Below are 26,851 nucleotides of genomic sequence, written 5' to 3' on the forward strand. Positions count from 1 at the left end.
GGAAAAAGAACTTGCATTTTCTCCAGCAATTTTACCAAAAACAGTTATATCAACAACAGCATTTCCACCCAATCTATTAGAACCGTGTATTCCACCAGTAACTTCCCCAGCAGCATAAAGTCCTTTTACAGGCTTTCCATTAGATAAAACTTCAGTATTTTCATTTATTTTGATTCCTCCCATAGTATGATGAACAGCAGGAGCAACCTCTACACTATAAAAAGGTCCTTGTGATAATGAAGTCGGTAAACTTTGTCTGTTAAACTCAGAATCAACACCAGTTTTTACACTTTCATTATACTTTGAGAAAGTTTTCTCTAACTCTTTAGAAGAAATACCTAAATTTTTAGCAAGTTCTTCAATTGTATTTCCTTTAGTTAAGTATCCCTTTTTATCATAACTATCTATAGCTTTTAAACTTTTTTTAACATTTTCATCAAACATAAGGTATGCACTTCCACCTTTTTGATTAAGTTCTGCTTTAGAAACGACATCTCTAGTATCTAACTCATTAATAAATCTTTTTCCATCTCTATTAACAAGAATAGCTCCATTACCTCTAACAGCTTCAGTAATCATAACACTATTAGTAGGAATAACTGTTGGATGTGTTTGGATTTGTTCCATATCAACCAAATCAACATTAAGAGGTTTAGTCATAATTATTCCATCACCAGTAGCACCTTTATGATTAGTAGTTCCAAATCCTTTTAGAGATGCAACATTTTCAACAATTAAATCTGAATTAGCTCCAAAACCACCAGTTGCAATAACAACTGCTTTTGAGTTTATATTATATTTTTGTCCATTTGGAGCTTTAACTATAATTCCCTTAACAGCTTCACCATCGTAAATAATAGATTCAGCAAAAGTTGATAATCTAATGTCAACACCAGATTCTTTTGCAGTTTTAGAAAGAGCAGAAATCATATTTGGTCCAACAGGGGCTCCGCCAGTAGGTCTATGTGTTCTATCTACACTTTGTCCTCCCATTCTTCCAAGATCAGTTAAATCAGCACCTTTTTCTATTAGCCAGTCTACAATTTCAGCAGAAGAGTTAGCCATTTTTGCAACTAAAGTTTTATTATTTGTATTTTTTCCACCTTTCATAGTATCATCTATAAAAATTTCAACGGAATCTTTAATACCTTTATTTTTTTGAATAGAAGTTTCAGCAGCATTAAGTCCACCAGTAGCATAATTTGTATTCCCTCCAAGAATAGCAGCTTTTTCAACTAGTATAACATTAGAACCATTATCTTTAGCAGCGATAGCAGCTGAAAGTCCTGCTCCACCTCCACCAATAATAACAACGTCTGTTGTAACGTCGTTATAAACGACAACCTTTTTTTCTTTTGGAGTTAACTTTGCTTTAGATTCTTTAATAGCTCTGTCTACAGCCCTTTTTAGTCCAACACTAGTAGAAGTCGCACCAGCAACATTATCTACTTTAGTAGATTGAGTTTCAATAATATCAGTGATGATAGAATTCATACCATCTTTTGTAAAATCACTTTCGTTTTCCTCTAAAACACTGATATTTTTAATTTCATTATCAACAATATCAACTTTTACTTTAATATCACCATTGTATCCTTTGGCCGAAGAAATAAATTCTTTTCCTTGAGCTAAAGTTGTCATTAAAAGTAAAGAAGCAAAAAAACTCATATACTTTTTGTTAAAAAATTTCATAAATATAATCCTCCCTTAATTCATGTATGTAATAATACTAATATACAACTTTAATAGTTTAAAATAAAAGTGAATAAAAATCAAGAAAAATATAATAAAAAATGACGGAAAGTGCAAATTCCGTCATTTTTTATACTCTATACTATTTTTTTCCCGTGATATTCTGTGCTTGGAATCAATTTGTTAATCTCTTGGAAATTATCAGATGTGACACCACCGCATACGATAATTTTTATTTTATCGTCAGCAATTTTAATAAATCTATTTAAAAGTTCAGCTCCTTCAAAAGCAGTGGCTTTTTTACCAGATGTTAAAATTCTATCTATTCCAACTTCTGCTAATGTCAGTATTTCATTTTCTGGATTTTCAATTTCGTCAATGGCCTTGTGGAAAGTTATACTCATAGGCTTTGAAAGTTCAACAAGTTCTTTTAAAAGAGGGTAATCAATCTTATTATCTTTTGTTAAAACTCCAAAAACAACTCCAAGTACTCCAAGTTCTTTACAAATTTTAATATCCTCTTTCATAATTTCAATTTCAGCTTGAGAATAGCAGAAATCCCCTCCTCTAGGTCTAATCATTACAAAAGTAGGGATAGCAAGTTCTCTGACTTTTTTAATAGTTCCATAAGATGGAGTAGTCCCACCGTCAAATAGATTTTCGCAAAGCTCAACTCTGTTTGCACCTTTATTTATAGCAGCAATAGCTTCAGAATATGAACCAACACAAGCTTCTAACGTTATTGGAGATTTGATTATTTTAATTTCATCGTTTGGAAAAATAGCACCTCCTTTTAATACTTTTGCAAAAACACCTTCACGAGGCATTATACAATCTCCAACTCTATGATATATTTTACAGTGATGGTGACATTGTTTTCCTTTTTGAGTTATTTCAAGAAGAGATGTACCAATTTGTAGTATGCTACCGACAGCAAGATTTTTTAAGTCTATACCTTGAATTATTAGATTTTCTCCAAAAGCTCCAAAATTAACATTCCCACCTCTATTGTTGAAATCATCAATTTTTTCAAGTTCTAATAAACTAATTTGTCTATGCCAATTTCCTCCATGAGCATCTTTTTCCAATCCAAAGTTTTCAATTAAAACCCCACTTTCAATAACGACTTTTTCAGTTCCTTTATTTTCACTTATACAAATTGCTATAACTTTTCCCATGTTATCCTCCTATTTTGTTCATACCTTTTGATTCTATATTGCTGATATTTTCACTATTATCCATGTGATGTTCTTTTGGTTTTTTATCATAGATGGCTTTTTCAATAATCATTGCTAAAGTTTCCACAGAAGTCTCATCTTTTAAATATGGTACCAAATCAATTCCTTTGTTATAATGTAAACATAGTTTTAAAAAGCCATCAGAGGTTACTCTAACTCGATTGCAACTATCACAGAATCTATTTGAAAGAGGACTAATGAAACCAATCTCTCCTATAAAGCCAGAAACTTTATAATAAGAAGCAGGTCCGTCAGTAGAGTGATTTAAATTTTTTTCTAATAAATAATGTTTTTCTATGAAGCTTAAAATATCTGAATTTTTAACAGAAGTAAATTTTTTACCTTCTCCAATTGGCATTATTTCAATAAAACGTACACCAATATTTAGGTCTTTAGTTAAATTAACAAAATCTAAAATTTCATCATCATTAACGCCCTTCATAATAACAACATTTAAACGTATTTTTTCAAAATTTTTATAGCTAGCTTCTTTTATAGTCTTAAAAATTTTATTAAAATCTCCTCCACGGGTAATTTCCTTATATTTTTTAGCATCTAAACTATCTAAACTTATATTAATTCTATTTAATCCATTTTCCTTGAATAAGTCCAAGTTTTCTAAAAGCTGAAATCCATTCGTAGTAATAGCAATTTTTTCTATTCCTTCAATGTTATTTATTTTTTCTAAAATTTTATTAAAATCTTTTCTAACTAAAGGTTCGCCACCTGTTATTCTAACTTTTTTTATACCAATTAAAGAAAAAGCCTTAACAATTTTTTCTATTTCGCTACTGTTTAGTAAATCACAATTGTTATAAAAATTTGTATCTTTTTCAGGAAGACAATATTTGCACCTTAAGTTACAATGATCTGTAATAGATAATCTTAAGTAGTTTATTTGTCGTTTATTTTTATCTAACATGGGGACTCCTTTGTGATAAATTTAAAGATTAATTATCATAATCTTTTTTAAATTCAATTTTAGCATTAAGAAACTCTTCCATTTCTTGTAAAAGTTGAAATAAAGTAGCTCTATTTTCAAATTCTGCTCTGGTTTTAGGAAGAGGAAAATTTGAGAATAGTTCTTTTAACTCTTTATGTTCCTCAATTAGAGGAGTAGTCTTTTTTTCGACCTCAACATTTTCAGAAACTTTAGTTATAAATTCAGCTATAATAAGACTATATTCATGAGTGATATATAATCTTTTGAAACATGTTCTCATTCTAGTTAAGATTCTATATTGTCTTCTTCTCATGGAGAAAAAATTTAAATTTTCATTACATTTATCAACTAGAGTGTTGTCATAATCTAATAAAGAAAATTTTCGACCCTCTTCTATAGTAGCTTTTAAAGATTTGAAATTTTTATCTTCATTAACAGAGACGCAACTACACTTTAAGCTTTCAGAAATATCAGAAAGAATTTGTTTTAAAATTAAGTCAACTTTTAATTTAATTAAATCTATAGTTTTAGAGTTCGTAGGCATATATAAATTTAGAATATTTCCGATAGATAATCCTAAAATTAAAACATAAAATTCATTAAGTAAAAAATCTAAAGAGATTGATTTTTCACTGAGAATATGTGTTGCGAGAACAGTAGTAACTAAAAGTCCTTGTACAATTCTTAGCTTAATACATAGAGGCATAAAAAGAAGAATGAAAATTCCTAAAGTAATATAATCATATCCTAAAAAATAAGATAATAAAACAAAAAGAGACATTCCTAAAATAACTGCAAAAAAACGCTCAATTGTAATTTTAATACTGTCACTTTTTGTGGCTTGAATAGAAATAATAGCAATAATACTTGCAGTAAGACCGTATTTAATTCCAAAATAATCTGCAAGATAATAAGCTAAAAAAGAAGCTAGTGCTGTTTTGATAACTTTATGATCGAAATATTTAAACATAATAACTCCTTTTAATTAAAAATACTAAATTTAAAATTTTCTGCAATCTCTTCAAGAACAGCAATACCACCAATAGAGTTTCCTTTTAAATCTAGAGATGGACCAAAAACACCAATACCCATTTTTCCAGGGATTACAGATAAGATTCCACCACCTACACCAGATTTTGAAGGGATACCAACCTTTATTGCAAATTCACCTGAACCATCATACATTCCACAAGTCATCATAAGAGTTTTAGCAATAGTGGCGATGTGTTCACTAACTACTCTATCTCCATTTTCTAGAACTCCTCCTCTAGCTAAAAATAATCCAATCTTAGCTAAATCAATAGCAGTAACTTCAATAGAGCATTGTTTAAAATAAATATCTAAAACATCTTCAACATCACCAGAAATAAGACCTTCACCTTTTAAAAAATAAGCCATAGAACGATTTTTATTACCAGTTTCTTTTTCTCCTTTATAAATAGCCTCATTAACTTTTAAATCATTATTTCCAGATATTAATTTAATAAAATTAAGAACTCTTTCAAATTTTTCGATACTATTTTTTCCTTTTATCATAGAACATACTTCAATAGCACCTGCATTAATCATAGGATTAAATGGTTTTCTCATTCTACCAGTTTCTAATTTTCTAATAGAATTAAAAGCATCGCCACTAGGTTCCATACCTACTTTAGAAAAAACATATTTTTCTCCTTGATCAAGTAAAGCTAGCATTAAAGTTAAAGGTTTTGAAATACTTTGAAGAGTAAATTTTACATCGGCATCTCCAGCTATAACAACCTCTCCAGATGTGTCTATTATACATATACCAAGATGATTTTTATTAGCAGTTGATAGACCAGGAATATAATCAGCCACTTTTCCTAATTCACACATATATTTATTTCTATTAATAACACCTTCTAAAAAATTTTTCATAAGCATCCTCCATAATTGTCTAATTCTTACTTAGATTATATATAAAAAAAAGAAAAATATCAAAATAAATAATAATGTTGCTTAAGTTCCTTATATTTTTTTGTAAATTGTAGCAGTTTATATAGAAATTTATTTATTATAATATATTATATTTTTTTAAAAAACAATCTTTTTATCTGAAAAAAGTGAGTGTAAATATCAATAAAAAGTAGTATTAATTTATAAAAAATAAAATTTCAGAATATCATTCTATTTTGGTATAAAAAAAATTAAAATAAGACAAAAAGAAGAAAAAAAGTTGTAAAAAAACTAGTATAATAGTATAATTATTCATATTTTATAAGGAGGGATTATAATGAAAAAGTCCGTATTTTTAACAAGTTTATTAATATGTACAAATATTTATGCAGGAGAAATTTTAATGGGGACCACGACATCATTAGATGATACAGGGTTTTTAACTGAGATTTCAAAAACATTAAAAAATGAGAAGGGAATTGAATTAAAATGGATTGCTAAAGGTACTGGGGAAGCTTTAGAGTTAGGTAAAAGGGGAGACGTAGATATCTTATTTACTCATGATCCAGGAAGAGAAAAAAAGTTTATAGAGGATGGATATGGAGTAAAAAGATATCCTTTGATGTACAATTATTTTGTAGTTGTGACTGATAATGAGAAAGATTTAACAAACTATCCTAAAAACTTAAATAAATTATTAAGTAAGATAGCAACAGAAAATTTAATATTTATATCAAGAGGCGACAAATCAGGTACGCATTCTAAAGAATTAGCTATGTGGAAAGAAGCACAAATTGATAAGAATTTTAAAAACTATAAAGAAGCTGGTTTAGGAATGGCTAAAACTTTAAATTTAACTTCTGAATTACAAGGATTTACATTATCTGATAGTGGAACATTTTTAAAAGTAAAGGATAATTTTAAATTACAAGAAGTTCCTTTAGATGAAAAAGAACCTTTAAAAAATATATATTCAATTTTAGAATTATCAAATGTTCAAGAGGCAAAAAGAGATGATATTAAAATATTTATAGAGTTTATGCAGTCAAAAGAAGCAGAAGAAATAATGAAAAATTATGGGAAAAGTGAATTTGATACACCATTATTTTTTGTAGGTAATTAGTGTGGATAAAGAGATAATAGAGATTGTTTTACTATCTTTATTCGTAACAGGAGTTGCAAGTATTTTAAGTTCAATAGTTGGATTTTTTATAAGTCTTGGATTATTTTTTAGAAAAGATAAAATTTTTAAAAAAATTTTGGAGTTTTTTAGAGCTTTAACAGGAGTTCCTACAATAATATTTGGATTAGTAGTACTTCTAATGCTTTCGAGAAGAGGAATTTTGGGACCTTTAAATTTGTTATTTACACCAACAGCAATAATTATAGCACAATTTTTATTATTGTTGCCACTTGTTATAACATTGTGTTCAGAGCTTTTAGAAGATGATGGTAGTAGAATTTTAACAACTTGTAAAATTTTACATATACCATCAAATAAATTGAATAGAGTTTTTTTTAGAGAGTTAAAAACTAGGTTTTTAGGTATATTTTTAGTAGCTTTTGCTAGAGGAATTTCTGAAGTAGGATCAGTTATGCTAGTTGGAGGAAATATTAAAGGTCACACTAGGGTAATGACAACATATATAGCTCTATCAACATCTATGGGAAACTATAATACTTCTTTAGTAATAGCATTAATTTTATTTAGTATTTCTTTTCTATTAAATTTTTTAATAAAATGGGTGAAGTAATTGATAGAGATTAAAAATTTAAAAAAATATTATGAAAATAGGCTAATTTTAGAGGTAGCAGATTTAAATTTTTCTAAAGGTAAAATTTACTCAATATTAGGAAGAAATGGGGCTGGGAAGAGTACTCTTTTAAAAATATTAGGTGGTATTTTATCTTATGATGAGGGAAATTTAAGATATGATAAAGATAATGTAATTTTATCTACACAAGAACCACTATTTTTTAAAGGAAATGTTATTTATAACTTAACGGAACCATTTAGATTGAGAGATTTAAAGATAGAATCAGATAAAATGACTAGCCTTTTAAACAAATTTCAAATAGAAAATTTAAAAGAAGCATTAGTTAGCACTTTATCAGGTGGAGAAAAAGCAAAAGTACAATTTATTAGAACAGTTCTTTATAATAAAAAGATATTACTTTTAGATGAACCAACAGCAAGTATGGATAAAAAAAGTACATATTTAGTAGAAAAGATATTGACTGAATTAAGAGATATGGGGAGTTTAATAATTTTAGTAACTCATGACTATGAACAAGCCGTAAGAATAAGCAATTGCATTTATGAGGTAGATGAAGGAAAAATAATACAAAGGGGGACGTAATGTCTAAAGGTTTAATTAATAAAGTTTTTGATAAAGAAACTACAAGAAGAGAATTTTTAAAATTAACAGGAAAAGGAGTTGCTGGATTTGCAGTGACTTCTTCAATATTATCAATGTTTGGATTTGGTGATGAAGCAATGGCAGCAACAGCTTTACCAGAAGGATTATTGGTAGTAGATAGATCAAAATGTACAGGATGTCAGCGTTGTGAAATAACATGTACACTACAAAATGATGGGAAAGTTCAACCTTTTTTATCTAGAATAAAAGTAGGAGAGAATTATAATTTTGGAACAACAGGGCCTAAAATAAATTACCAGTATGAAGATGGGCAAATGGGTAACTTAAAGATGTCACCAGTGACATGTAAGCAGTGTAGAGAACCATTTTGTGCAAATGCTTGTCCTAATGGGGCTATAGTAGCTGATGCAAGAACAGGTGCTAGAGTAGTTTTAAAAGATAAGTGTGTTGGATGTGGAGTCTGTACAGAGGCATGTCCATGGAATTTACCAACAATAGACATAGAAAATGGGTATGCAACAAAATGTACAACTTGCGGGTCATGTGTTAGAGGATGCCCTACAGATGCATTAAAAGTTATTAAGTGGGAAGATATTAGTAAAGCACATTTTTTTAGTAAAAGATAATTGAGGGGGATAAATAAAAAATGAGTAAATCATACGGATGGGCAGGAAATATTTTAAGGGTAAATTTAACAACAGGAGTAATAACAAAAGAACCAACATCTAAATATAAAGATTTTATTGGTGGAATGGGTATAGGATACAAGGTTATATTCGATGAAGTTCCAGCGGGAACGAAAGCTTTTGATGAAGCTAATAAAATAGTATTTGCAGTAGGACCATTAACAGGATCAGGGGCACCTTCAAGCTCTAGAACAAATATAACATCATTATTTCCATCAAATCCCTATAATGCTGTAGGAGATTCACATATGGGAGGAAACTTTGCAGCTCAATTAAAATATGCAGGATATGATGCTATAATCATTGAAGGGAAATCAAATAGACCAGTTTGGTTAAAAATAGATAATGATAAAGTTTCTTTAGAAAGTGCAACAAATGTATGGGGTAAAGGGATAAAAGATACAACAGCTCAATTGGGTGCGATAATGGGAAAAGAAGCCTCGGTAGCAGCGATAGGTCAAGCAGGAGAAAATATGGTAAATCTTTCTGTAATTATGAACGGACTAAGTCATTCTGCAGGTGGACACGGTGGTATATTAGGTTCAAAGATGTTAAAGGCTATTGGAGTAAAAGGGACTAATGCTGTCAATATTGCTGGAAAAGGTAGAGAGTTACTAAAGTTAAATAATTATATGATGAAAGATTTAATTGGAGCTAACAATCAACATGTTGTACCAAGTACACCACAACCTTGGTCGGAATTTCATCATAAAGGTAGTAGATGGACGGCAAGAGAAGGATTGACTTGGGGTGCAGCAGAAGGTGGACCAATAGAAACTGGAATTGCAGCAGCAGGGGATATAAATAAAGTAGGGTATAGAACAATGAAAGCTACATTTGACTTAGGTCCTTCAGCAGAAAAATATACAGTGAGAATGGGAGGATGTCAATCATGCCCGATTAGATGTATGAGCCAATTGAAAGTACCTAAATTACAAGATTATGGACTGTCACCTTATGTAGCAAACACTTGTATGGGATATTTCTCACCTCAAAGAGTGATGTTTAAAGGAAATAAAGATATAGAAGAGAAAGGTGACGGAAAAATGTTTGCTGCAGTTATTGGAGCATCATTAGCTGATGATTATGGAGTATGGTGTAACTATGGTCTTATTGGAACAGATTTAAAACATGGATATGAAAGTGGAATTTTTAAAAAGGTTTTACCAGAAGATGAGTATAATTCTATTCCATGGAACTTATTAGAAGAAAAAGATCCTGCATTTTTAATTGATTTTTATAGAAGAATAGCTTATAAAGAGGGAGAGTTAAGTCATCTTGGAGATGGAGCATACTGGGTTGCTAAAAGATGGGATTTTGGAGATGATTATTGGAATAATCCTAAGTATGGGTTATGGTCAAGATTAGGATTTCCAAAACATCATTCTAATGAAACAAATGGTCAAGTGGGATCGTTAATAAGCTGTATGTTTAATAGAGATGCTCAAAGTCATACCTTAGTAAATTTAGTTGGAAGTGGGTTACCAATAGAGATTCAAAAAGAGGTTGTAGCAGAGATTGTAGGTTCGCCTGATGGAATAGATCCACCATTAAATTACAGCCCAATGAATGAATATAAAGCTAAATTAGCTAAATGGGCTATTGTAAAAAATTGTTTACATGATTCTTTAACTCTTTGTAATTGGATGTGGCCAATGACAGTTTCTCCACATAAATCAAGAAATTATAGAGGTGATTTAGGATTAGAAGCTAAATTTATGACTGTTGTAACAGGAGAGAATTACACAGAAGAAAGTTTAGATTTAGGAGCAGAGAGAGTATTTACTTTACACAGAGCGTTAACAGTAAAAAATATGAATACAATTAATATGAGAGAAGAACATGATGGAATGACTGATTGGGTATTTGATAAAGATCCAGATATTAAAGCATTTACTCCTGGAACAGACAAGATGGATAGACAGGATATGCAACTTGCACTTACAATGTTCTATAAAGAGATGGGATGGGATGAAAAAACAGGGGCTCCTACAAAAGAAACATTGGAGAGATTAGGTATGTCTGATGTTGCAGCAGAGCTTGAGAGATTGAATTTATTACCAGCATAAAAGTAAAAAAGGAAGAGAAATGAATATAGAGATTTTAGCTCAATCTATAAGGGAATCGTCAAGATTAGGAAAATTAATTAGTAAGAACGAATTAGAAAAGGAGCCTTTAAAAATAAAGGCTTCTAAAATTGAAAAAGTGATAGAAGAACTAAAGAGTAATGAAAAAACAAAAGATATCGATATAATCAAAGGTAAAGAAGAAATATATTTTTATTCAAAAGACTATATTAGTGATACATATAGGGATGTATTGTATAATTTAAAGGAAAAAAATATCGAAGAGACAATAGTAGAGTTAGTTAGAATGGAATCTAGGATATATCCAAGACCAACATCTTTGGAAATCTTTAAATTGAATCCTTTTAATAGAAAAGATATAGATGATTTAATAGAAAGAATATTGAAAAATAAAGAATATACAGATATAAAAAGTGTGGAAGCTTCAAATGGTGCTAAATACCTATTTTCCGATACATATATGATGCTTGGACATGCAACAGGATTATGTGAATGGGTAGAGGTAGGTCAATTTGAAAATCCATGAAAAAGGAGTAATATGTTAAGAAAAAGTAATGTATGTGAAGAAGCACCTGTAGAGCTTAGATTAAATAGAGAAAAACTGGTAACTTTTATGTGTTCGCCATATGACTTAGAGGATTTAGCTTTAGGTCACCTTTACACAAGAGGAATAGTAAAGAGTAAAAATGATTTAGAAAGTATTGCAGCTTGCAAAGATGCTAGACTTATTGCTACGTATACTTTAGGAGAAGTAAAAGATGATTTATTTACTATTCCAAAGGTAGTTTTAAGTGGATGTGGAAGTGGAGCACTTTTTGATGAAAAGATTATGCAAAAAGAAAAAATAGAATATCCTCATCAAATATCTTTAGAAAGAATAAAAAAGGTTGCAAGAGATATGCTAGAAGGTGCAGTGATGTATAAAAATAGTGGTGGAATGCACTGTGCATCAATTGGAAATCCAAATGGAGAGGTTGTTATAAGAGAGGATATAGGAAGGCATAATGCTGTTGATAAAGTAATTGGAGCAGCTTTAAACAAAGAGTTTGATTTAAAAAATTCAGTTATAACAACTACAGGAAGATTATCTTTGGATATGGTACTTAAGGCTGTTGCAACTAAAATACCTGTTGTAGCTACGATTAGTATTCCAAGTAGTTTAGCAATAGAATTAGCAGAAAAATTGGGAGTTTGTTTAATTGGAAGGATTGGAAAAAATGATCCAATAATTTATACCTTTGAAAATAGAATAAAATAAAAGAGGAGAGAAAATATATGTTTGGAAGATTAGGACCGTTTGAATTGATATTAATATTATGTATAGCATTAGTAGTTTTTGGACCATCAAAACTACCTGAAATTGGAAAAAGTTTAGGAAAAGCTATAAAAGAGTTTAAAGGACATGCTAATGATATTAGTAAGGATATAGATCCAAATACACAACCAAAGAATGAGGGAAACAGTGAAAAGTAAAAATTTAACAATGCTAGGACATTTAGCAGAGTTGAGAAAAAGAATGCTATATATAGTTGTTACAAATCTGATAACAACATTTATTTGCTATGAATATTCAAACACGTTAATTGAAATATTTTTGAAAATGAATAAAAGTATGAAGTTAGTTTATTTAACTCCACCAGAACTATTTTTAGCTTATCTAAAAATATCTTTAATAGGAGGGATAATTTTAGCATCACCAATAACAATTTTACAGATATGGACCTTTGTATCTCCTGGTCTTTATAGAGATGAAAGATTTTATATAGTGGGTTCTTTTATAGGTGGATTATTATTTTTTATAACTGGAAGCTACTTTGCCTATAAGATGGTATTACCAACAATGTTAGAATTTTTTCAAAAATTTCAAAGAGATGAGATTGCTCAAATGATTTCAATAGGATCATATTTAGATTTTGTATTAAGTATTATTTTTACTTTTGGAATTGTATTTGAAATGCCTGTTCTAGCAGCTTTATTAGCAAAATTAAGGCTTATAAAAGCAACAACTTTGAAGAAGAAACAACCAATTATGATATTAATAATATTTATAGTAGCAGCAGTAATGACGCCACCAGATATAATATCTCAAATTATGTTAGCACTTCCAATGATATTATTATTACAGTTAAGTATAGGTATTTGTTGGTTAATAAATAAATATCAGGAGGAATAATGAGATTTTTTAAAACAGTGAGTTTAAAAGAAGCTATAGATAGTATAGTGTCAAAATTAGATAAAGAATTAAAAATAGAAGAGGTTTTGTTAGAGAACTCTTTAAATAAAATTATAGCAGAGAATATAGTATCAAATATAGATTTGCCATCATTCGATAGATCTACAGTAGATGGTTATGCTGTAAAAGCTAAAGATGTTTATGGTGCTAGTGAATTTTCTCCGATTCCTTTAAAAAATATAGGCGATGGGAAAATGGGAGAAGAAAATAATAGTGAGATAGATTTAGGTCAGTGTATGTATATTCCAACAGGAGGGATGCTTCCTGTTGGGGCAGACGCTATGGTTATGGTAGAAGATTGCGAAGCTTTAGGAGAGGAAATATTAATCAATAGAGGTGTTGCACAGCTTTCAAATATAATTGTAAAAGGATCTGAGATAAAAAAAGATGATTTATTAGTTAAAGTAGATGAAAGAATAACCTCGAGTCATATAGGGGTTTTATCGTCTATTGGAATATCTAAAGTTAAAGTTTATGAGAAAATAAAATTTTCAATTATTTCTACAGGAGATGAAATTGTAGAGTTAGGAACAGAATTAAAAATAGGCGAAGTTTATGATATAAATACAAATATTTTTAGAGCTTTAATAGAAGAGGGGTTAGGAGAGGTTGCCAGTACATTTTTAGTAAAAGATGATTTAAGTACGCTATCATCAACATTAAGGAAAGCTTTGGAAACAGCTCATGTTGTATTAATCTCTGGTGGCAGTTCTGTAGGAGTAAGAGATTTTACAGAAAAAGCTATAGAAGATGTAGGTGGGAGTATATTTGTCCATGGAATATCTTTAAAACCAGGAAAGCCTACTATAATAGCAAAATATAAAAATAAATTTATTTTTGGAATGCCAGGACATCCTCAATCGGGGGTAAATGTTTTCAAAGCTCTAGTTGAACCGATATTTTTAAATAAAAAAAGAGTAAAAATATATGGCGAGTTAAAAGAAAATATTTATGGTGATCCTGGAAAAACATGTTTCATAAATGTTAAGTTAAAGACAGAGGATCAAAAAGTACAAGTTTATCCAGTTGTTAGCAAATCTTCTATGATAAGACCAATTTTAGATGGAGATGGTTACATAATTATACCAGAATATAAAGAAGGACTTTATAAAGGAGAGCTAGTGGAGGTTGTATTGAATGTCTAAAAGAAATATTTATATAGATAATATTGATGTAGAGTTAGCTTTAGAAAAATATTTTTCAGAAATATCTTTTGATTTTAAAAGTGAAAAAATATCGGTTTTAGATTCAATAGGAAGAGTTACTTACAAAGCAGTCTATGCTAATTATTGTTCTCCTACATATGCAGCAAGTGCAATGGATGGAATTTTTATTTTTTCTGAAAAAATAAAAGAAGCAACAGACGTAACACCAGTGTATTTAAAAGAAAATGATTTTAAATATGTAAATACAGGAAATCCATTGGATTTATCTTTAGGGGATTGTGTTGTTATGATTGAAGAGTTAATTGAATTAGAAGATGGAAACTTTAAAATTATAAAAAATGCAAAGCCATGGCAACACATAAGGCCAGTAGGTGAAGATATTGTAGCAGGTGAAATGTTGATAAAATCAAAACATAAAATTTCTCCTCAGGATTTAGGAGCTCTTATAACTGGAGGAATAAAAGAAATAGAGGTTTATAAAAAACCAATGGTAGCTATTATTCCAACTGGAGATGAAGTTATAGATATATTTAAAGAAGAGTTTAAAGAAAAATCAGTAATTGACTGTAATTCGTATATATTTTCAGCTCAAATAAAAGAGTGGGGCGGAATACCATATATTCAAGAGAAATTAAAAGATAATTATACTGAAATGAAAAAAAAACTGAATGAACTTTCTAAAAATTATGATGTTCTAGTAGTAAATGCAGGGTCATCAGCAGGTAGTAAAGATTATACAAAAAATGTGATTGAAGAAATAGGAGAAGTTGTTATTCATGGAGTCGCAATTAAACCTGGAAAACCAACAATATTAGGAAAAATAAATGGGAAACCAGTTATAGGTATACCAGGCTATCCAGTTTCAGCATATTTAGCAATGGATATATTTATGAAACCACTTTTAGAAAAAATGACTAATATTTTTAATGTTGAAAGTTTTATAGATGGGAAATTAGGAAAAAGTATTGTATCATCTTTAAAACATAAAGAGCTTGTGAGAGTAACTCTACATAAAAATAAAGATGAATACATAGTGATGCCATTAGCTAGAGGTGCTGGTATTACAACGAGCTTATCAAAAGCTGATGGAATTTTAGAAATACCTAAATCAGTTGAAGGGATAGGTTTAGGAGAGAGAGTAAAGGTAAGGTTATTAAAACCATTAAAAGAGATAGATAGTAATTTAGTATCTATTGGAAGTCATGATATTGTTATGGACTTAATTGGGGACTCTATAAAACTATGTTCTACTCATGTGGGAAGTTTTGGAGGAATATTAGCAATAAAACAAAGAAATACAGATATTGCACCCATTCATATGTTAGATGAAGAGAGTGGGGAGTATAATATTTCTTCTATAAAGAAATATTTTCCAACTGAAGATATGATGTTAGTGAAAGGTGTAGAAAGAATTCAAGGGTTAATAGTGCAAAAAGGAAATCCTTTAAATTTGAAAGAGATCAAAGATATATTAGAAAAAAATGTCAAGTTTGTAAATAGACAAAGAGGATCAGGAACAAGAATACTTTTAGATTATTGGCTAAGTGATGAAAACTTAGATTATAGAAATTTAAAAGGGTATGATTATGAAGTTGCAACTCATTTAGATGTAGCTATGGCTATAAAAAATGAAACAGCAGAGGTGGGATTAGGAATAATGGAGGCTGCTAAAATAGCAGATTTAGATTTTATTCCCTTAGCTAAAGAGGAGTATGATTTTTTAATAAATCCAGAGATAAAAAATAGCAAAAAAATTAAAGAGTTTATTAATTTTTTAAAATCAGATTATTTTAAGAAGAAAATAGATAATTTAGATGGATATAGTTTAAATAAATCAGGTGAAGTTATAGAAATAAAATGCTCGAGATAATCTCGAGCATTTTTTCTTTAAAGATTGAAGAAAATATCAATAGTTTCATCATCAGGTTTTTCACCTAAGAAAGATCCTAAGATGAAGATTATTAAGCTCATAGCGATAACTGGCACAATTTGATGAAGTCCAGAAAAACTAATTTTAAAAACAGAAAAATATATGTATGAAGCTACACCAAAAATCATAGAGGAGATAGCACCAAGAGCGTTAGCCCTTTTCCAATATAGTCCCATAATAATAGGACAGAAAAATGCCGCTTCTTGACCTGCTAGGGCAAAAAGATTTATCCAAACTAAAAGCTCAGGGGGATCAAGTGATAAAAGAAAGACAATTACTCCTATAAATAGTGAGGTAAATAACGAAAGTTTTTTAATTTTTTTATCCCCAGGATTTGGATTGATATAGTTAATATACAGATCTTTAATAATAGTTGCAGATGATAAAATTAAAAATGAATCAACTGTAGACATAATAGCCGCAAGAGGTCCACCTATAAATACACCAGCTAAAATAGGGTGTAATTTTGAAATAGCTAAAGTTGGAATTATTTTATCACCAATGGTTATTCCAGGAAGAATAGCAACTCCCATAACTCCAATTAAGTGCATAATAAGCATTAGAATTCCAACAACAGATGTTCCAATAATCATTGCATTGTGCATTGACTTACTATCTTTAAATCCCATACATCTAACAGATGTGGCTGGAAGACCAAGAATAGCAACTCCTACTAGCATCCAGAAAGAAAGAATAAATGGTTTAGCAATTGCTCCACCAGAATCTGGTGTTAAAAGAGCGGGGTTTGTTTGCTCAATTGTTCTCATTATATTTTCCATTCCACCACCATTTTTTAAAAGAGTGAAGAATAGAATTCCAGAAGCAATCAACATAACACCACCTTGAATAGCATCTGTTAAGGCTACTGCTCTAAAACCACCAATGGTTGTATAAGTGATTATAACAAAGGAGAAAATAACTAATCCGACAATGTAAGGAAGTCCAGTAACACTTTCAAATAATCTAGCACCACCAACAAAGTTTGCAACAACTGTTCCAATAAAGAAGACTAGCATAATAACAGATCCTAGAATAACAACAATATCATTTTTATATCTTGCTCTAAGTAAATCAGTGATAGTAAGACCTCCAATTTTCCGAGATATTATAGCTAAACGTTTTCCTAAAATTCCTAAAGTTAAAAAAGCAGTAGGTGTTTGAATACATGCAAGTAGAACCCAACCAAGGCCTAATTTATATGCGACACCAGGTCCACCTATAAATGAACTAGCACCTATATAAGTAGCAATAATAGTCATAGCAAGAACAAATCCTCCCATATTTCGGCTACCAATAAAGTATTCCTCCATAAAATCAACATTGCCATTATTTTTAATTTTATTAACTTTCCAAGCTACACCTAACATTAAAAAAAGATATAAAATAATTGGTAAAAGTATAAGCATTAATCCTCCTAATCTAAATCAATATCTTTAAAAAAACATTTAACAGCTATAAAAACTATTATATTTATAACGATTAATCCTAAAACACATGAATAAAAAAACCAACTAGGTAGCCCTAGAATAAATTCATTGGTATCTGATTTATAGATATATGCAAAATAGTACCACCAACAAAAGTAAAAAAGATATAATAGGCAAGTAATAATTGCTTCTTTATTAATTTGTTTAATATTATTTTTCATAAAAACCTCCTTAACGTAAAAAAGAGAGCAGATTATGCTCTCCTTAGAGTTTTAGATACTATTGTCTTTCACTTTTTAACTTTTCAGCCATAGCTTTAGCAATATTCTCTAATTTTCTTTGATCTTCTGGAGTTGGTTCTCCTTTAGCTTCAACAGCATCAGCAATAATTTCTAAACCAGGAAGTGCGTTAGCAAAAGCTTGTATCCCTCTTACTCCACCACCGCTCCATAGCATATTTCCGAAAATTCCAAGATATCTATTTTTTAAACCGTAATTTTTTAATTTATGTAAAAGTCCTTGTAAAACAGGATAAACATCATTGTTATGAGCTGCAGATCCAATAATAAGCCCTTTATATTTCCAAATATCGCTAATAATATAAGAGTGATCAGTTTTTGAGATGTCATATATTTTTATATTTTTAATTCCATTCCAAGCAAGTTCTCTAGCGATAACATTTGCCATTTTTGCAGTTGTTCCGTATAGAGTACCATAGATAATAACAACACCTTCTTCTTCAGGAGTAAAGCTTGCCCAATTAGAAAAATGATTAATAACTACAGAGATATCTTTTCTCCATAAGATTCCATGTGAAGGACAGATATACTTTATTTCAAGTCCACCTAATTTATTAATAGCACTTAAAACTTGAGGTCCATATTTTCCAACTATATTAGAATAATATCTTCTCATTTCATCTTCATAGAAAGAGAAATTAATTTCATCATCAAAAATTCCACCATCTAAAGTTCCAAAACTTCCAAAGGCATCGTTAGAGAATAAAATTTTATCAGTCATATCATATGTAACCATTGATTCAGGCCAGTGAACCATAGGAACCATAGCAAAAGTTAAAGTGTGGTGTCCTAAATTTAATTGATCTCCCTCTTTGATACAAATAAATTTTGATTCATTAAAATCAGGGATAAAAGCTTTAATCATTTTTAATGTGATTACATTACCAATAAGTTTGGCTTCAGGAAAGTGAGCCATAACTTCTCCTAAAGAACCAGAGTGATCAGGTTCCATATGATTAACTATAATATAGTTAAGAGCTTTTCCTTTTAAAATTCCATTTATTTTTTCAATAAATAATCCAGCTGTTGAGAAGTCAACTGTATCAATGATACAAGTCTTTTCATCGTTTATTAAATATGAATTATAGGCAACACCTTGCGGTAATGGCAAATAATTTTCAAATCTTTCAGTTTTTCTATCGTTAGTTCCAATCCAGAAAACTTTTTCTGTAATAGGCGCATGATAATGCATATTTTCCTCCTTGATATTTTAGTCTATATTAACTGCTTATATTTTAATCTAAAATCGTTAAAAATTCAACTATAATTGTAAAAATAAGCATTAATTAAATATAGGTTAACAAAAACTATACAAAAAAAATATAAAAAGTACATTGATTTATTAAATAATGTAGAAAAAAATAAAAAAAGTTTTACGAAAATTCGAAGTGGTGATATAATCAAATCAAAGCTAAATATATATAAATTACAAATAGGGAGACTTTATTATGAATCCAATATTTTTACAAATAGGCAGTTTTAAATTAAGTTATTATGGATTGTGTTATGCAATTGCATTTTTTATAGGAATAGAGTTACTAAAAAAAGAAGCTGATAAAAAAGGAATTTCTAAAAATATTATTGAAGATTATGCTTTTGTTGCAATGTTATCAGGTCTTTTAGGAGGAAGATTGTATTATGTTTTGTTCAATTATACTTATTACATCTCTCATCCTCAAGATATAATGGCTGTATGGAAAGGTGGAATGGCTATACACGGTGGAATAATAGGTGGATTTATAGGAACTTTAATCTATGCTCATAGGAAAAAGTTAAATCCATTTTTATTAGGAGATATGGTTGCCCCCCTACTACTTCTAGGTCAAGGTATAGGTAGGTTTGGAAATTTAGCAAATGGAGAAGTACACGGTGTTCCAACATTTACACCATTAAAAGTGATATTTAATTTAAAGCCAAGTTTTTATCAATGGTATAATGGCTATAATTTGATGAGTTTAACTGAAAAATCTGAATATAAAGAGTTAGTTCCTTGGGGATTAGTATTTCCACTATCCTCACCAGCAGGATCAGAATTTCCTAATTTAGCGCTTCATCCAGCAATGCTTTATGAAGCAGTACTTAACTTTATAGGTTTTTTATTTTTATATTTTTTTATGAGGAAAAAGAATTATGCTACGGGAACGATTTGGTGGACGTATATAATAATATATAGTGTCAATCGTATAATTGTGAGTTTCTTTAGAGCCGAGGATTTAATGTTATATGGCTTTAGAGCTCCACATGTTGTAAGTTTTATAATGTTGTTGATAGCAGCAATAATTGTAATAGTTATTAATAAAAAATCAGGGAGTGATAAATAATGAAAAAAATCTTAGGAATACTGTTAATGATTTCAGTTTTATTTGGAGGATGTTCAAGTTTGACAACAAAAAATAAAAGATTAGTAGGAAAAGAGTATATTCTAATTCAAGAAAATTCTATTCCAAATGTACTAATAGGGTTTGACGAACATAATTTTTATGGATTCTCTGGATTAAATAATTACTTTGGAAGATATGAGAAAAAAGGAAATAAAATTAAGTTAGAAAAATTAGGGTCAACTTTGATGGCTGGTTCAGATAAAGTTATGAAAATGGAGTCTGAGTATTTAGAAAAATTAGATACAGTTCAAACATTTAAAGTTGAAGAGGATATATTAATTTTTAACTTAAAAGATGGATCTACTTTACAATACAAAGAAAATAAAAAAGTTGATAAAAAATTAAAATAGTTGTAAAAGGTAATAAAAAATCCAGGGAATATAATATTCTCTGGATTTTTTTATTTTATAAAAATAAAGAAATTTTAAAAATTAGTCAAGAGAAATTTTTCTAGAATTCCCTCTAATATCAACTTCAATAATTTTTTCAATAGTTCCAGCTCTGTGACCAATTAAGTAGTTTGTCATATTAGCTGCGGAACATGAATGATTAGGGATAATTTCAATTTTATCGCCAATTTTTAGGGATGTAGCACCCTCTTTTTTTACTTTTGCCACTTCTTCAGATAATCCAATAACAGTAAGTTCAGGATGATTTTTAACAATTCCAAACCCTTTTGTTAAAGAGTTTCCATGAGCTCCTTGATCAAGTCCTAAACATTTACTTCCACAATCAAGAATAAATAAATCTTCAGATGGATGAGAAACTACAGTTGCTAAAACAGTTAAAGCACAATCTTTTTCTTCTGCAGCACCTAAAGCTACTTGAATAGCGTCAAAGAATACGTAGTTTCCAGGTCTAGAAACTGTTATTTCTTTAGATTTTATAGCATTTTCAAAAGTTGGAGTAGTTCCAGTAGCAACAAATTCAACAGTGGCACCATTTTCAATTAAAAGATTTTTAGCTAGAGTCATTACATTGATCTCTTTTTCTGTGATTTCATTAACATGATCTTTTGAAAAACCATAAACTTGACCAGTGTGAGTAGAAATACCTTTGAAAATAAGATTAGGATATTTTTGTAATGAATTATATAAATTAACACTTTCTTCAGGGGAAACTCCAAATCTATTTAATCCACTATTTATTATAATTTGATAATTAATTGTATTTGTACCTAATTTTTTTGAAAGTTCAATTGCAGGAATTTCATTGTCAAAAGCAACAAATAATTCACACTGTGCACTAAGAGCAATTATTCTATCTAAATTACTATCTCCAATAACAGGGTAAGCAAGCATAACTTTACTTACTCCACTTTTTTTAACAACAGATTCAGCCTCATCTAAAGTCCCAACTAAAACTCCTTTAGCACCAGCCTCAATTTGCATTTTAGTAATTTCACTACTTTTATGAGTTTTTAGCATAGGGAATAATTCAACAAGATTTTCATCAGCTAAATTTTGATATTTTTTTATATTATTTTCTAATGCATCTAAATTAACTAAAAAACTAGGTGTAGTTAATGATGATATATTTTTTTTATTCATGTATAAACCTCCAATTTAAATTCTAATAAAATATACAATATTTTTTTCTTAAAGTCAAACTTTATTTATTTAAAAAAATAAATTAAAAATTTATTAAAAGGAAAAGTAAAGATATGTTGAAAATAAGTAATATTACTAAATTTTTTGAAAAGAGGTATAGTTATGGAAAGAATTGAAGAAAAATTAAAAGATATTGAAAAGGAATATTTAGAGCTTCAAGATGGGATAACAGAATATTCAAATAACAACTTAAAATCAGCAGATTTAAAAAAGAGAGGATCAAAGTTTGGAATTTATGAGCAAAAAGGAAAAAAGATGATGCTGAGATTAAAAGCTGTTGGAGGAGAACTTTCAATTGAAAAATTTAAGTCATTAGCTAGCATAATGGAAAAAGAAGAGATTCCATATTTACATCTTTCAACAAGACAGAATTATCAACTTCATGAAGTTGAATTTGAAAGAGTGAAAGATACAATAGAACAATGCAATTCAAAAGAGATGTATTTTAGAGGTGGAGGTGGAAACACATTTAGAAGTATCTTAGTTTCTACATACACAGGAGTTGATAAAAGAAATATATTTGATGTAATGCCCTACGCAAGAATGGTTGAAAATGAAGTGTTTTTTCTGGATAAAGCTTTTGACTTTGGAAGAAAATTAAAAATAGGTTTTTCAAACTCTTTAGATGATGAATTTGTTATGGCTGTTCAAGATATGGGGTTTGTTGCAAAAGAAATAAATGGTGAAAAAGGTTTTAAAGTTTACTGCGGTGGTGGAATGGGAAGAGGTAGTAAAATCGGTCATGTTTTAATAGAATTTTTACCTGAGGCAGATTTACTGAGAGCGGTTAAAGCTTTAATAGATTTATTTTATGACCGTGGAGATAGAGTAAATAGAATGCAGGCAAGACTGAGATTTTTAGTTGAAAAAATGGGATTTGAAGGTTTTAAAAAATTATATTTAGATTATTTTGGAAAAGAAACTATAAGTAATGGAAAGATACCTAAAATAGATTATGAAAAAAAGGTAAGAGAGTTAAAACAATTTGATGCAATTGAGAATTCAGAGACATTTAATTTATGGAAAGATATTTGCACTAAAGAAACTAAATTTAAAGATGTGGTTTCTCTTGTATTATATGTAAAAAATGGAGATTTAACTGCAAAAGATATAGAAAAATTATATATATTAATGAAAGATATAAATACTCCAACTATAAGAGCTACTATTAATCAAAATTTAGTTATTCCATTGGTTCATAAATCAGCAATACCTTATATATATAAATATTTAAGTGAAGCAATTCCAGAGATAGTTACAGAAACTATATCAATAAGAGGACAAATTAGAGCATGTGTCGGTGCAAAAGTATGTATGATAGGAGTTCAGGATTCTCAAAATATAGCAGATGCAATAGGTAAAGAATTAGATCAATTAGCAAAAGAGTTTCCACAATATAGAAAAATTATATTTAAGGAGGCTAAAAATATAAGAATTTCTGGATGTCCAAGTTCTTGTGCTGGCGTTCCAGTAGCTCCTTTAGGATTTATTGGATTAAAAAAGAAAATAAATGATAAATTAACTGATTGTATGCAAGTTTATATGGGAGGAATATTAACTGATTCGATTCAATCTTTGGCATTTGAAATACCAAATTTAATTTTACCAATAGATGAGATACCAATTTTAGTTAAATCTTTGTTTAGAGATTACTTAGAAATATTACAAGTTTATGATATTACGTTCAGTAATTATATGTACGAAAGAAGATTAGAAGAGTTTTAAATAAAAAAGTGACGATTAATTTAAATCGTCACTTTTTATTATACTTGCACCTTTTTGTTTCATCTCTTTTAAAGCGTTTTCAGAGTCATTAGGAGATAAATTAACTCCTTTACACCCATCCACTATAACACTGACCTTAAAACCTAAATCAAGAGCATCTAAGACTGTATATTTAACACAGTAATCTGTAGCTAGACCTAAAACAAAAATTTCAGAAATATGGTTACTTTTTAAAAGAGATAACAGTTCGGTACTTTTTAATTTTCCATTATCAAAGAAACCACTATAAGAGTCAATTTCAAAATTAGTTCCTTTATGAATAATATGTTTAATTTCTTTAAGATTTGGATGAAAGTTAGATCCATGAGTATTTTCAATACAGTGCTCAGGCCACCAAATTTGAGGGAGATTATTTAAAACACCAATTTCTCCGATAGTTCCATTAGAATTTTTTGCAAAACTTTTATGATTAGCTGGATGCCAATCCTTTGTAGCTACAACGAGATACTGATTTTTATTAAAAAAATCGATAACTTTATTGGCAATAGGTATAATTTCATGGGCATCTTTAACAGCTAAAGCTCCACCTTCGCAAAAATCATTTTGAATATCAACAACAATCAAAGCTTTCAAAATAAACCTCCTAAAAATTCATTTTTCACAGTATAGCAGTTAAAGAAAAAAATGTAAATTAAAAACAACTTGGAAAAAGGATTTCTATTTGTTATTATTGTATATATAAGTATAAAATTTAAGGAGGGGGAATATGAACGTAATATTGGGAGTTGCATTTTTTATTTTAGGGAGTTTAGCTGTTTATATTTTTCAAAGAAAAAAATATAAAAAAATAACAGAAGAGGATTTTGTTTGTGAAGTGGTACAAAAGGCTTTTTTAAGAGAGAAATATTCAGATCATAATGAACATAATTTAGTAAGGGAGTTATTAAAAAGTGATGCTTTCGTAAAAGACTTATCATTGACAGCAAAATTTAAAGGAATGATAGTAGGGTATATTCTTTTTACAAAAGTTAAAGTAGGAAATGATACATTGCTAACATTAGCACCATTAGCAGTATTACCGAGATTTCAAAAAAAGGGTATTGGTAAAAGTTTAATAGAAAAAGGACACAAAGTAGCTAAAGAACTAGGATATAAAGGTATTGTAGTTTTAGGTCATGCAGACTACTATAAAAAATTTGGCTATGAACCAGCATCAAAATGGGAAATAAAATGTCCCATAGAAGTGCCAGATGAGAATTTTATGGCAATTGAACTATATCCTGGAGCTTTAACTAATGTGAAAGGTAAAGTTGAATATCCTAAAGAGTTTGGAATAAATTAGGTAAAAAGGAGTGGATATAAAAAACAAGCAAGGATTTTAAACTTGCTTGTTTTTCATTTCATATAACTGTACAAATTTCATTGAAATTTAATCTTCTTTCTCTTGGATTTAAAGTTTTAGTTTCATCAAAATATCCTATTGAAAGAAGCATAACCACCGTTTTATCTTCATCAATATTAAAAAGTTCTTTTACCTTGTCTTCATTAAATCCAATCATTGGGTGAGTATCAACACCACGATCCTTTGCACATAGCATAATTGACATTGCTAAAAGAGAAACATCTCTTACAGCCATAGCATTTCTTTTAACTTCTGTGGGATATAAAACAGTTTCACACATATTAATAAGCTGTCCAACTTTTTCTTCTTTTAATCCTAAATCAATTTTTATATTCCACATAGGATTGTCTCGACCATATCCAAAAGTGTCCCCAACTAAGATTAAAGTCATAGAAGCTTCTTTTATCTTAGGTTGATTACAAGCTGTAAAAAGTTTTTCTTTAGCTTCAGCAGAACGAACAGCAATAATCTCCCAAGGTTGAAGATTAAATGCGGATGGAGCAAGGACAGCCTCATTTATAATATCCTCAAAAAGTTTTAAGTCAAGCTCTCTATTTGGATCAAAAAAATTAACACTTCTTCTTTTAGAAATAACATCTTTAAAATTCATATTAATACACCTCCACAAAGATACTTAACTATATATACTGAAATTGAGGAGAAAATCTTTTATTATTTAATAACAAATCTAGGGATTCTAGAGTTTATAAGAGTAGTATATTCGTAATGGTCCATTTTTAAAAAAGCATTACATTTATCAAAATCTTTATAAATTTCTACAAAATCGCCTAAATTAACGGAGTCATCTATAAGAACGAATGATGTATCCATACTAATATGAACTATAGGATACTCTCTATTATTTATATGACACAAGATATTTGTATTTCTTTTAGAAAAACCATCTCCATAACCAATTTTTATTTTCCCAACTTTTGAATAATTATTAATAAATATATTTTTTATACGCTCATATCCTATAAAATCTAAGTCAGAAAAGTTTTTTATACTATATATAGGACCAGAAAGACTCCAAGAACGTTTAATATTATAATCTATAATTCCAGGGTCTAACATTCCCAAAAGACTTATTCCACAACGAACGTGGGTAGAACCTTCACCTAATCCTAATAGAGTAGCAGCACTATTTTGAGAATGTATAATATCAAAATGGTGAGTTCCTATATATTTAATAGATTCAATGAAATTATTTTGAATGTCAATAGTTTCATCAACATCAGAACTAAAAAAATGTGTCATAGCACCTTTAAAATGAAGGTTATTTTTTACTACAATATCCTTTATAAGTTCAATATCTTTTTGAATAAATCCATTTCGGGCAAAACCAAAATCAAATTTTAAATGAAGTTGAGAAAAATCTACCTCCTCTTTAATTAATTCTAAAAGTTCATCAATACTGTTAATTACCATTTCTAAATTTTTATATTTTTTTAAAATTGAAAAATCTTCAACTGTTTCAAAAATTAGGATTTTAATATTTGGAATATTAAGTGAAAGAATTTCAAGAGCTTCAGATTCTCTAGCAACAGCAAAATAGTTACATCCACCTTTAACTAAAATAGGAACAACCTCTTTTAAACCATGACCATAAGCATTTGCTTTAACAACTGAAATAATCTCTTTTTTTGTATAATTTTTTATATAATTAAAATTATGAATTATATTTTCTTGAATAAGTTGTATTTTAAAACTATCTCTACCCATAATAACACC

27 protein-coding genes and 1 pseudogene are annotated in these 26,851 nt (G+C 29.1%); 15 read left to right on the forward strand and 13 right to left on the reverse strand.

All coding sequences use genetic code 11. The annotated features are described in order from the left end of the window. The 6 genes and pseudogenes from ACRC8M_RS11945 to glsA all read right to left on the reverse strand — a co-directional run. The coding region (locus tag ACRC8M_RS11945; RefSeq protein ID WP_438529340.1) for a flavocytochrome c at positions 1-1,692 on the reverse strand (1,692 nt) is incomplete at its 3' end. Positions 1,693-1,829: 137 nt separating this feature from the next. Continuing rightward, on the reverse strand, positions 1,830-2,435 hold the full coding sequence (locus ACRC8M_RS11950; RefSeq protein ID WP_438529376.1) for a copper homeostasis protein CutC: 606 nt from the start codon (positions 2,433-2,435) through the stop codon (positions 1,830-1,832). 30 nt (positions 2,436-2,465) lie between these two features. After that, positions 2,466-2,870, reverse strand: a pseudogene (locus ACRC8M_RS11955) (MOSC domain-containing protein); the annotation flags it as partial. A 1-nt stretch (position 2,871) separates the two neighbouring features. Further along, positions 2,872-3,852: a GTP 3',8-cyclase MoaA gene (moaA, locus tag ACRC8M_RS11960; RefSeq protein WP_438529341.1), complete on the reverse strand. Its 981-nt coding sequence runs from the start codon at positions 3,850-3,852 to the stop codon at positions 2,872-2,874. Positions 3,853-3,880: 28 nt separating this feature from the next. Further along, a complete protein-coding gene (locus ACRC8M_RS11965; protein WP_438529342.1) occupies positions 3,881-4,843 on the reverse strand; it encodes an aromatic acid exporter family protein in 963 nt (320 codons plus the stop codon). Between the two features lie 11 nt (positions 4,844-4,854). Then, positions 4,855-5,772 (reverse strand): glutaminase A, encoded by a 918-nt coding sequence (gene glsA / locus ACRC8M_RS11970; protein ID WP_438529343.1) that lies wholly within the window; start codon positions 5,770-5,772, stop codon positions 4,855-4,857. A gap of 355 nt (positions 5,773-6,127) precedes the next feature. On the opposite strand from glsA, the gene ACRC8M_RS11975 reads away from it, so the two are divergent. The 11 genes from ACRC8M_RS11975 to ACRC8M_RS12025 are packed head-to-tail and all read left to right on the forward strand — an operon-like array spanning position 6,128 to position 16,213. Continuing rightward, the gene (locus ACRC8M_RS11975; RefSeq protein WP_438529344.1) at positions 6,128-6,913 is read left to right on the forward strand and encodes a substrate-binding domain-containing protein; all 786 of its coding nucleotides are present in this window, start codon (positions 6,128-6,130) and stop codon (positions 6,911-6,913) included. Between the two features lies 1 nt (position 6,914). Next, on the forward strand, positions 6,915-7,544 hold the full coding sequence (locus ACRC8M_RS11980; RefSeq protein ID WP_023050501.1) for an ABC transporter permease: 630 nt from the start codon (positions 6,915-6,917) through the stop codon (positions 7,542-7,544). Then, positions 7,545-8,150, forward strand: coding sequence for an ABC transporter ATP-binding protein (locus ACRC8M_RS11985; protein WP_438529345.1), 606 nt, complete (start codon positions 7,545-7,547; stop codon positions 8,148-8,150). After that, positions 8,150-8,797, forward strand: a complete 648-nt coding sequence (locus ACRC8M_RS11990) for a ferredoxin-like protein (protein WP_438529346.1) — start codon at positions 8,150-8,152, stop codon at positions 8,795-8,797. The genes ACRC8M_RS11985 and ACRC8M_RS11990 overlap by 1 nt, the downstream gene beginning before the upstream one ends. A gap of 20 nt (positions 8,798-8,817) precedes the next feature. Next, on the forward strand, positions 8,818-10,926 hold the full coding sequence (locus ACRC8M_RS11995) for an aldehyde ferredoxin oxidoreductase (protein WP_438529347.1): 2,109 nt from the start codon (positions 8,818-8,820) through the stop codon (positions 10,924-10,926). A 19-nt stretch (positions 10,927-10,945) separates the two neighbouring features. Next, positions 10,946-11,470 (forward strand): hypothetical protein, encoded by a 525-nt coding sequence (locus ACRC8M_RS12000; RefSeq protein ID WP_438529348.1) that lies wholly within the window; start codon positions 10,946-10,948, stop codon positions 11,468-11,470. Positions 11,471-11,482: 12 nt separating this feature from the next. Then, positions 11,483-12,202, forward strand: coding sequence for a formate dehydrogenase accessory sulfurtransferase FdhD (fdhD, locus tag ACRC8M_RS12005; RefSeq protein WP_438529349.1), 720 nt, complete (start codon positions 11,483-11,485; stop codon positions 12,200-12,202). Positions 12,203-12,219: 17 nt separating this feature from the next. Next, complete coding sequence (locus ACRC8M_RS12010) at positions 12,220-12,417, forward strand: twin-arginine translocase TatA/TatE family subunit (protein WP_438529350.1); 198 nt, start codon at positions 12,220-12,222, stop codon at positions 12,415-12,417. Beyond that, on the forward strand, positions 12,407-13,117 hold the full coding sequence (gene tatC / locus ACRC8M_RS12015) for a twin-arginine translocase subunit TatC (RefSeq protein WP_438529351.1): 711 nt from the start codon (positions 12,407-12,409) through the stop codon (positions 13,115-13,117). Before ACRC8M_RS12010 ends, tatC begins: the two co-directional genes overlap by 11 nt. Beyond that, positions 13,117-14,322, forward strand: coding sequence for a molybdopterin molybdotransferase MoeA (locus tag ACRC8M_RS12020; protein WP_438529352.1), 1,206 nt, complete (start codon positions 13,117-13,119; stop codon positions 14,320-14,322). The genes tatC and ACRC8M_RS12020 overlap by 1 nt, the downstream gene beginning before the upstream one ends. Continuing rightward, positions 14,315-16,213: a molybdopterin biosynthesis protein gene (locus ACRC8M_RS12025; RefSeq protein WP_438529353.1), complete on the forward strand. Its 1,899-nt coding sequence runs from the start codon at positions 14,315-14,317 to the stop codon at positions 16,211-16,213. The genes ACRC8M_RS12020 and ACRC8M_RS12025 overlap by 8 nt, the downstream gene beginning before the upstream one ends. A gap of 17 nt (positions 16,214-16,230) precedes the next feature. On the opposite strand, the gene panF is transcribed toward ACRC8M_RS12025, so the two are convergent. From panF to ACRC8M_RS12040, 3 genes are read right to left on the reverse strand one after another with little or no spacing between them, the layout of a single operon-like run. Continuing rightward, positions 16,231-17,679: a sodium/pantothenate symporter gene (gene panF / locus ACRC8M_RS12030; protein ID WP_438529354.1), complete on the reverse strand. Its 1,449-nt coding sequence runs from the start codon at positions 17,677-17,679 to the stop codon at positions 16,231-16,233. A gap of 8 nt (positions 17,680-17,687) precedes the next feature. Further along, positions 17,688-17,921, reverse strand: coding sequence for a YhdT family protein (locus ACRC8M_RS12035; RefSeq protein WP_438529355.1), 234 nt, complete (start codon positions 17,919-17,921; stop codon positions 17,688-17,690). A 58-nt stretch (positions 17,922-17,979) separates the two neighbouring features. After that, positions 17,980-19,191: an FprA family A-type flavoprotein gene (locus ACRC8M_RS12040; RefSeq protein WP_438529356.1), complete on the reverse strand. Its 1,212-nt coding sequence runs from the start codon at positions 19,189-19,191 to the stop codon at positions 17,980-17,982. A 256-nt stretch (positions 19,192-19,447) separates the two neighbouring features. On the opposite strand from ACRC8M_RS12040, the gene lgt reads away from it, so the two are divergent. Together lgt and ACRC8M_RS12050 are read left to right on the forward strand one after the other, a co-directional pair. Beyond that, positions 19,448-20,320 (forward strand): prolipoprotein diacylglyceryl transferase, encoded by an 873-nt coding sequence (gene lgt, locus ACRC8M_RS12045; RefSeq protein ID WP_438529357.1) that lies wholly within the window; start codon positions 19,448-19,450, stop codon positions 20,318-20,320. Further along, a complete protein-coding gene (locus ACRC8M_RS12050; RefSeq protein ID WP_438529358.1) occupies positions 20,320-20,730 on the forward strand; it encodes an META domain-containing protein in 411 nt (136 codons plus the stop codon). The genes lgt and ACRC8M_RS12050 overlap by 1 nt, the downstream gene beginning before the upstream one ends. A gap of 81 nt (positions 20,731-20,811) precedes the next feature. Here the strand turns inward: ACRC8M_RS12050 and ACRC8M_RS12055 are convergent, their stop codons facing one another. Next, positions 20,812-21,930, reverse strand: coding sequence for an alanine racemase (locus ACRC8M_RS12055; protein WP_438529359.1), 1,119 nt, complete (start codon positions 21,928-21,930; stop codon positions 20,812-20,814). A 162-nt stretch (positions 21,931-22,092) separates the two neighbouring features. Between ACRC8M_RS12055 and ACRC8M_RS12060 the strand changes: the two genes are divergently transcribed. Continuing rightward, a complete protein-coding gene (locus ACRC8M_RS12060) occupies positions 22,093-23,715 on the forward strand; it encodes a nitrite/sulfite reductase (protein WP_438529360.1) in 1,623 nt (540 codons plus the stop codon). 15 nt (positions 23,716-23,730) lie between these two features. On the opposite strand, the gene pncA is transcribed toward ACRC8M_RS12060, so the two are convergent. After that, on the reverse strand, positions 23,731-24,348 hold the full coding sequence (pncA, locus tag ACRC8M_RS12065; RefSeq protein ID WP_438529361.1) for a bifunctional nicotinamidase/pyrazinamidase: 618 nt from the start codon (positions 24,346-24,348) through the stop codon (positions 23,731-23,733). 133 nt (positions 24,349-24,481) lie between these two features. Between pncA and ACRC8M_RS12070 the strand changes: the two genes are divergently transcribed. After that, entirely contained in the window at positions 24,482-25,057 is a 576-nt protein-coding gene (locus tag ACRC8M_RS12070) for a GNAT family N-acetyltransferase (protein WP_438529362.1), read from the forward strand. Between the two features lie 58 nt (positions 25,058-25,115). Here the strand turns inward: ACRC8M_RS12070 and ACRC8M_RS12075 are convergent, their stop codons facing one another. Further along, positions 25,116-25,727 (reverse strand): nitroreductase family protein, encoded by a 612-nt coding sequence (locus ACRC8M_RS12075; protein WP_438529363.1) that lies wholly within the window; start codon positions 25,725-25,727, stop codon positions 25,116-25,118. A 62-nt stretch (positions 25,728-25,789) separates the two neighbouring features. Beyond that, positions 25,790-26,842: an alanine racemase gene (locus ACRC8M_RS12080; protein WP_438529364.1), complete on the reverse strand. Its 1,053-nt coding sequence runs from the start codon at positions 26,840-26,842 to the stop codon at positions 25,790-25,792. Between the last annotated feature and the right edge of the window lie 9 nt (positions 26,843-26,851).

This window comes from Cetobacterium sp. (genome assembly GCF_051653945.1).
In the GTDB taxonomy this organism is placed as follows: domain Bacteria; phylum Fusobacteriota; class Fusobacteriia; order Fusobacteriales; family Fusobacteriaceae; genus Cetobacterium_A.